Here is a 6,038-nt window from a genome sequence, read left to right as displayed (position 1 = left end):
CAAAATTGCAACTTATATATCAAGCTTTTGGACGATGATGATTTCAGTCAACTGTACAAGTTGACATAACCACATTTATTTTCGAGGGATGCAAGGGGGCAAAACAGCCTTTTGTTGCCTTAGAAGATCAATAGTAAAACAAAGGTGCTCTTGATCAAGTTGGGTCTCGTTGAGAGGACGTAAGTGACAATGAATAAGGGAAAAGGAGACGATTGAAGCATGGCGGGAAGAGAGGGGGCAATCGGATTATAATAAAGAGCAATTTGCTTTCCGTTTGTATAAGCGTAGCAGAGTCATCGCGAGATCCAGATGGGCCATGCTGTTCTGCCCACTTGGTAGTTTTTTTTGCGGCTAGCCGCCGCTTTCTGTTCGACAAACCATGATTGGGGGAACCATCGATGAATATTTCACCGAAGGCCATCAAGGTCAGAAATATATGGATCGGCGGTACTGAGCCGTGCATTTGCGCTCCCGTTGTTGGGGAAGACGACCGGAAAGTGTTGCGCGAGGCGGAGGAAGTGTGCCGGAAGCAACCGGATTTGCTTGAATGGCGGGCTGATTTTTTTCGGGCGATTGATGACCAAGAGCGCGTATTGGCGACGGCCAACGGGTTGCGGAACATAGCGGGAGAGATTCCAATTTTGTTTACGATCCGTTCCGAGCGGGAAGGGGGGCAGCCGATTCCGCTCAATGAAGCGGAAGTGCGGCGGTTGATCGAAGCAATCTGTCGAAGCGGGGCAATCGATTTAGTAGATTATGAGCTAGCTTATGGGGAACGCATCGCCGACGTGCGCCGCATGACGGAAGAATGCAGCGTCTGGCTCGTCGTGTCGCGCCATTACTTTGACGGCACTCCGCGGAAGGAAACGCTCTTGGCTGACATGCGCCAAGCCGAGCGGTACGGTGCCGACATCGCCAAGGTAGCGGTTATGCCTAAATCGCCGGAAGATGTGCTTGTTTTGTTGCAAGCGACGGAAGAAGCGCGGCGCGAGCTTGCCATTCCGCTCATTACGATGGCGATGGGGGGGTTGGGCGCCATTACTCGGTTGGCTGGATGGCTGTTTGGTTCGGCGGTGACGTTTGCTGTCGGAAACCAAAGCTCCGCTCCGGGGCAAATTCCGATCGATGACGTGCGGACGGTGCTTTCTATTTTGCAAACGTACAGCCGTTGACCGGTTTTTGTTGAAAAGCAACTGCGATTGGAAAACGATTATTTGACCATGACTTTTCCTCCTGCTATACACGGAAATATAGCGGGTTCGGCACGAAAGGGGGATGCATCATGAGCAGGCAAACCACCATCCCGCTCCGCGAGCGGAACATCATTTTAATCGGCTTTATGGGAGCGGGGAAAACAACGATCGGGCAGCTGGTGGCGAAAAAGCTGTACCGCGATTTTATCGATGTCGACGCGGAAATCGAGCGGCGGCAAGGGATGTCGATTCCGGAGCTTTTCGCGCAAAAAGGAGAAGCGTATTTTCGAAAGGTGGAACGGGAACTCATCGTCGATTTATGCACAAATACAAGGTTGAAAATCCTTTCGCTCGGCGGCGGCGCGTATTTGCAGGAAGACGTGCGGCGCGCCTGTTTGGCCCACGGCATCGTCTTTTTCCTTGACTTGTCGTGGGAGCATTGGAAGGAAGAGCGGCTGCCGCTCATTGTCGACAGCCGCCCGGTGCTGAAAAACAAAACGTTGGAAGAGGTGGAGCAGCTGTTTTTCCAGCGGCAGTCGGCTTACGCCCTCCATCATTCCCGCGTGGTGTTGAATGAGCTTGAAGCCGAACAGGCGGCCGAGCAAATCGTCGAGTCGATCAAATGGACGTGGGATGTATATGAACCAAATCGATAGATGGTCATGGCGAAAAGGCAGGCTCTTGTTGGGAGCTTGCCTTTTCGTGTTGGATGGCCGCGGCGAGAGCCGGTGGCGGAGCGGTAATCTGACGGTAATGATGCAGGCCGACTTCGTGCCCCGGTTGGATGGCCGCATCGAAAGCCGGTGATGGAGTGAGGGAATGCAACACCGTCATCGCGGTTTTTCCAATAGCAGGTTTTGCGGACGCGGCCAAAGCGGTTCGGCGCTGGGGAGCCGGATCCGCTTGTCCTCACCTTGCGTTCAGTCTCACATCCTTGATCGGCAAGGGTGTGGATGTGAGTGATGGACGGACTCATGTTTTCGGAAGCCATCAGAGAGGCCTGTTTCGTGTCCGGGGATCGGACGTTGGGTCGCGTTCAGGGAGCGGAGGGAAGACGAACGACCCTGCGTTTCTTTTCTTTTTTGGGCAGAAATGCCTGTTTGTTCTTGCCGGACAAGCGCTCCTTTTGTTATAAGGAAGATACCGGGTGTGAGGGAGAGTGGGAAGATGGAGAAAAAGGTGTTACGCTGGCTTTATGTGTATATTGTCTTGGCGGTGCTGCTTCTGTCGGCGCCGTATTGGCTTTGGTGGTTGAAGCCGGAAACGGAGCTTGAGCTGCTCATTGTCGATGACACGGTGCCGGATCGGTCGTACCGCGAGCACCAAGGGCTTGTTTGGCTGCTCCGGGCGCAAAAGTACGTGCACCGGAATGGTGAGGCGTATGATGCGGCGCGCGATTATGTCGGATTTGTGCCAAAGGGCGGCGGGGCATACGAAGTGCGCCCGTTTCCGAACACGATGGATCGCTATGATGCCGTGTATGTCGCCGACACGTACGGCGTCTATGAAGAAGAATTTGTTCGCCAGCGGACGGACGGGGCGCGGTCGGCGAAAGTGCACGGCGGGCTGGACGGCGAGACGGTGAAGGCGCTTTGGCGGTTCGCCCGGGAAGGGGGAAACACGTTGATCGCCGAATTCAACTCGATGGCCCACCCGACAGCGCAGGAGGTGCGCGCGTCGTTTGAATCGCTGTTCGGCTTGCATTGGACGGGGTGGATCGGGCGCTATTTCCCCGATTTATCCAGCCGGGAAGTGCCGGCGTGGGTCAGGGAGAACTACGAACAACAATATGGAACGCCGTTTGCGTTCCGCGGTCCGGGAATTGTGCTTGTGGATGAACGCGATCGGTTGATGGTTTTGGACCGGCGCGATCTTGGCGGCGATGGCGTCGTGTTTTCGTATACGAAAGCGGGGAAAGCGCGGTGGGGCCAACACGAGCGCGTTCCTTATTCGTACTGGTTTGACATCGTCCAGCCGCTTGATCCGGACGATGTGTTGGCGACCTATACGTTGTCGCTTTCCAAACGCGGGAACGAGAAGCTGCGCGCCATCGGGGTTCCGGTTTCGTTTCCGGCCGTTGTCCGCTATGAGACGCGCACGTACCAGTCGTACTACTTTTGCGGCGATTACGCCGATCAAGGCAGTGTGCCATCGATTTACCAAACGGTTGGATTCGATCGATGGCGCAAGTGGACGGCGAGCAGCCGCCCGGATGATGAGACGGCGTTTTATTGGAAAGTGTACGTGCCGATGATGAAAGCCATTTTGCAAGAAATCAAAACGTATCAGGAGGAGAAGAAGCGGCCTGTCGCTACAGAAACGGCGGAGCAGGACGGCATCCGCTTGGCGGGGACGGTCGGGCGCGACTATCTTCAAGTATATCGCAATGGACGGTGGGAGCCGCTGCTTATTAAAGGCGTCAACCTCGGCATCAGCAAACCCGGCGCGTTTCCGGGCGAGGCGAACATCACGAAGGAAGAATACTTCCGCTGGCTTCAGTATATCGGGGCGATGGGGGCGAACGCCGTCCGCGTCTATACGATCCATCCGCCGGCGTTTTACGAAGCGCTCTATGAATACAATCAAACCGCCAAGCAGCCGCTCTATTTGTTTCACGGCGTTTGGATCGATGAAGCGATGATGCTTCGGATCAAAGATGTTTGGTCCCCCGCGGTGGACGGGGCGTTTCGTGCCGAGATTCGCCGCACGATCGACATCATCCACGGCAACGCCAACATTCCAAAGCGGCCGGGCCACGCCGGGGGAGTGTACCGATATGACCTTTCCCCTTATGTCCTCGGGTGGATTTTCGGCGTCGAATGGGATCCGGACGTTGTTGCCGCCACGAACAAAGCCCATCGCGGATCAGGGGATTACCGCGGGACATATGTGTATACGAAGGGAGCAAGCCCGTTTGAAGCGTGGCTCGCGCGTGCGGTCGACGAAGCGGTCGGCTATGAGACGGAAACGTATGGGTGGCAGCGGCCCGTGAGTTTCACCAACTGGGTGACGACCGATTTCCTTCGTCATCCGGCCGAGCCGTTTGTCAAAGAAGATCTTGTTTCCGTCAATCCGAATGTCATGTACGCCACCGACAAGCTGCGCGCCGGATGGTTCGCTTCGTATCATATTTATCCGTATTATCCGGATTTTTTGAACAGAGAAGAAACATATATCCGCTATATTGACTCGCGCGGCGAGCATAACAGCTATGCCGGCTACTTGCATGAGATGAAGGCCGCTCACCGGATGCCGATTCTCGTCGCCGAGTTCGGTGTTCCTTCGTCGCGCGGCATGGCGCACCGAAACGTGCACGGCAAACACCAAGGGTTTCTGTCGGAACATGAACAAGGGATGATCGACCGGAAGTTGTTTGAAGATATCGTTCATGAGCGAATGGCCGGCGGGCTGTTGTTTTCGTGGCAAGATGAGTGGTTTAAACGAACGTGGAATACGATGGAGTATGACAATCCAGACCGCCGTCCATTTTGGCTGAACGCACAAACGAACGAACAACATTTCGGTCTTCTTCGCTTCGACCCGGGGCCAAGCGCAGCGGCGACGATCCAAGTCGATGGGCGGAAAGATGATTGGGCGTTCAATGGAATCGATCCCGTATGGTCGGACGGGGAGCGGGCGCTGTATGTCACGAGCGATGAAGGGGATTTGTACGTGCGGCTTGACGGTGCGCGCATCACCGATGAAACAACGACGTACATTGCGTTTGATACGATTCCAGGCCAAGGGCAATCGCGCCTCCCGGGCCTTTCCGGCATGCGTACGTCGGGGATTGACTTTGCTTTAGTCATCCATGGAAAACAGCGCGCCCGGCTGCTTGTCGACAGCTACTATGACACGTTTTCTTATCATTACGGCTATCAGCTGCACATGATGCCGGCGGCGCCGTACGCCCATCGCAAAGATAACGGAGTATACCACCCGATCCGGTTGACGCTGAATAAAAAGCTCGAAGAAGCAGATGGCAAGGCCGTGCCGTTTGACTCGTATGAAACCGGGGTGCTTCGCTTCGGCACCGCCAACCCGGCCGATGCGGCCTATGACTCGCTTGCCGATCTCAGCGTGAGCCGCCGCGGTGATATGTATGAAATTCGCCTGCCGTGGGCGCTGTTGAATGTCACCGATCCAAGCCGGCGCGAGGTGATGGGCGATATCTGGTCAAAAGAAGGTCTAAAAAGCCGAGAGATCATCCCCGGCATCCGCCTCGGCGTGTACGTCGCCAACGGGGAGCGCTCATTTTCGTTCCCGGCGATGGAAGGGAATGTGCTGCCGGTTCAGCGGTTTTACACGTACACGTGGCCGACATGGGAGACGCCGCGCTACCACGAGCGGCTGAAGCCGTCGTATGAAGCGATGAAAGCGGCGTTTTCCGGCGCGGACATCGCCAAGCAGCAAGGAAACGAATAAGAAGAACGCCCCGCAACATTGGCTGCTGTTCGACACAACGATGATCGGTCAAGGCGGTTGTCTGTCCAAAAAAGAAGCCGGCAAGCACGAGACAAAAGCCCAACCGGCCGTCAAGCAAAAAACATGCTGGCGGCCGGTTGGCTTGTTTCTTTTTCGTTTTTAGGAGATTTCGTTTTGTCCAGCCCGGGAACGGAGTTTTCGTTCATGTTGGAGGGTTTTGCGGGCGAGGAAGTCAACCGTTTCCTGCGTTTCCGACCATTCAAGGCGCCAATAGTTCATTTTCGTTTCCAAGCGCTCAAATCGAGCATCCGTGCGCTTTTCCAAATCCAAAAGTTTTTGGTGCAACCGGTCTTCCGTCTCTCGAATTTTGGCATACAGCCGATTTTCTGTATCCTGAATCTCGGCGCGCAATCGATTTTC

3 protein-coding genes and 1 pseudogene are annotated in these 6,038 nt (G+C 55.3%); 3 read left to right on the top strand and 1 reads right to left on the bottom strand.

What is annotated here, in order from left to right; all coding sequences use genetic code 11:
• Positions 1–398: 398 nt before the first annotated feature.
• The 3 genes from aroD to VU18_RS08635 all read left to right on the top strand — a co-directional run bounded on the left by aroD (position 399) and on the right by VU18_RS08635 (position 5,618).
• On the top strand, positions 399–1,172 hold the full coding sequence (gene aroD, locus VU18_RS08645) for a type I 3-dehydroquinate dehydratase (protein ID WP_011231543.1): 774 nt from the start codon (positions 399–401) through the stop codon (positions 1,170–1,172).
• Between the two features lie 110 nt (positions 1,173–1,282).
• Positions 1,283–1,849, top strand: coding sequence for a shikimate kinase (locus VU18_RS08640; protein ID WP_011231542.1), 567 nt, complete (start codon positions 1,283–1,285; stop codon positions 1,847–1,849).
• A gap of 511 nt (positions 1,850–2,360) precedes the next feature.
• Entirely contained in the window at positions 2,361–5,618 is a 3,258-nt protein-coding gene (locus VU18_RS08635) for a hypothetical protein (protein WP_011231540.1), read from the top strand.
• 159 nt (positions 5,619–5,777) lie between these two features.
• On the opposite strand, the pseudogene VU18_RS19890 reads toward VU18_RS08635, so the two are convergent.
• A pseudogene (locus VU18_RS19890) lies at positions 5,778–6,038 on the bottom strand (hypothetical protein); the annotation flags it as partial.

This window comes from Geobacillus sp. ZGt-1 (assembly GCF_001026865.1).
Classification (GTDB): domain Bacteria; phylum Bacillota; class Bacilli; order Bacillales; family Anoxybacillaceae; genus Geobacillus; species Geobacillus thermoleovorans.
This window is presented reverse-complemented; position numbering and strand designations above follow the sequence as displayed.